Annotated in this window: 2 protein-coding genes; both read right to left on the reverse strand. The window is 74.1% G+C overall.

Features of this window, described 5'->3' with window-relative positions; all coding sequences use genetic code 11:
* Positions 1-1,375, reverse strand: a 1,375-nt coding sequence (locus MXD58_RS26920) for an HAD-IC family P-type ATPase (protein WP_250610622.1), incomplete at its 3' end; no start/stop codon positions are given.
* Positions 1,376-1,462: 87 nt separating this feature from the next.
* The coding region (locus tag MXD58_RS26925; protein ID WP_284678902.1) for an undecaprenyl-diphosphate phosphatase at positions 1,463-1,768 on the reverse strand (306 nt) is incomplete at its 5' end.

Raw genomic sequence — 1,768 nt, forward strand, 5'->3', positions numbered from 1 at the left:
CCCGCAGGCCGCGCGCGCCGTCGGCGTCCGCGTCGGTGAGCACCGGGTGGCCCTCGTCCACCAGCACGTCCGGCGCGCCGAGCAGCCAGGTGCCCGCGGTGCCGGCCGGGTCGGTGAGCGTCGCGCCACTCCACTTGCGGGCGGAGGAGAACGGGGCCTGCGCGCCGGCCGTCCAGCCGGCGGGCGCAGGGCAGGCGTCGATGATCGCCTGCATGCTGGGGTTGGGCCGGGCGTCCGAGGCGCCGAGTGCGCCGAGCACGTCGCGGGTCAGCGCGTCCGGGTGGGCGGCACCGACGAGGCGCACCTCGACGACGTCCATGCCGGGTTCGGTGAGGGTGCCCGTCTTGTCGAGGCAGACGACGTCGATGCGGGCTAGGCCCTCGATCGCCGGCAGTTCCTGCACGAGGCACTGGCGGCGGCCCAGGCGCACCACGCCGACGGCAAAGGCGACCGAGGTGAGCAGCACCAGGCCCTCGGGCACCATCGGCACGAGGCCGGCGACCATCCGGCGGATCGCCTCGGGCAGGTCGTTGTCGTTGACCACGATCTGGCTGATGACGAGCGCGATCCCGGTCGGGATGATCATCCAGGTGACGACCCGCAGGATCGTGCTGATCCCGGCCCGAAGCTCGGAGCGCACCAGGGTGAACCGGCTGGCCTCCTCCGCGAGCTGGGCCGCGTAGGCCTCGCGGCCGACCCGGGTCGCGCGGAACGCGCCGGTGCCGGCGACGACGAAGCTGCCCGACAGCACCGGGTCACCGGGTCCCTTGTGCAGCGGGTCGGCCTCGCCGGTCAGCAGCGACTCGTCGACCTCCAGGTGGGCGGCCTCGACGACGTCACCGTCGACGGGAATCCTGTCTCCCGGGCCGAGTTCGAGGATGTCGTCCAGGACGATCTCGGACGCGGCGAGCTCGACGGCCACGCCGTCACGGCGGACCACCGGCCGGGTCTCGCCGACGACCGCGAGGCGATCCAGCGTACGTTTGGCGCGTAGTTCCTGGAACACCCCGACCAGCGTGTTCGCGATGATCACACCGCCGAACAGGGCGTCTTGCGGCGGGCCCACGGAGAGCACCAGTACCAGCAGGGCGCCGATGATCGCGTTGATCCGGGTGAAGACGTTGGCGCGGACGATCTCGCCGAGCGACCGGCTCGACCGCAGCGGCACGTCGTTCACCGACCCGGCGGCGATCCGCTCGGCGACCTCCGGCGGAGTCAGACCGGGCGTGAGCCGACCCGCGCGTGCGGCGGCGTCACCACCCGTGACCGCGACGGCGAGGTCCGGGTCCGGGGCGGCATCCCGCGCGCTCACCGTGTCACCGGCCGCGGGTCGCGGGGGGATCGGTCGCGCCGCCGCGACCCCTGGCCGATCCATCGTGTCCTCCAGCCCGTCCCCGGTGCCGCGTTCCCGCGCTTCGACGGGTCATCGGTGCCATCCACGCCCCGTACGCCGCATGGACCGTCAACCCACCGTAGTCGACGCCTCCGAGGGCGTGTCGCCCACGGGTCCCGTACCAGCCGGGCCTTCGGCGCCGGCATCGAGCACACCGGCGGCGAGCAGGCCGAGCAGCAGCACGCCCAGGCCGACCCGGTAGACGACGAACGGCGCAAAGCTGCGGGTGGAGATGTAGCGCAGGAACCAGGCGACCGCGCCGTAGCCGGTGCCGAACGCGACGGCGGTGGCCACCAACGTCGGCCCCCAGAGCACCCCGGCGTCCGTGCCCGCGCCGGCGACCGCAGCGATCGGCGCCGCGGTGGCGGTCCCGGC

Origin of the sequence: Frankia sp. AgKG'84/4 (assembly GCF_023242965.2) — a bacterium.
GTDB lineage: Bacteria > Actinomycetota > Actinomycetes > Frankiales > Frankiaceae > Frankia.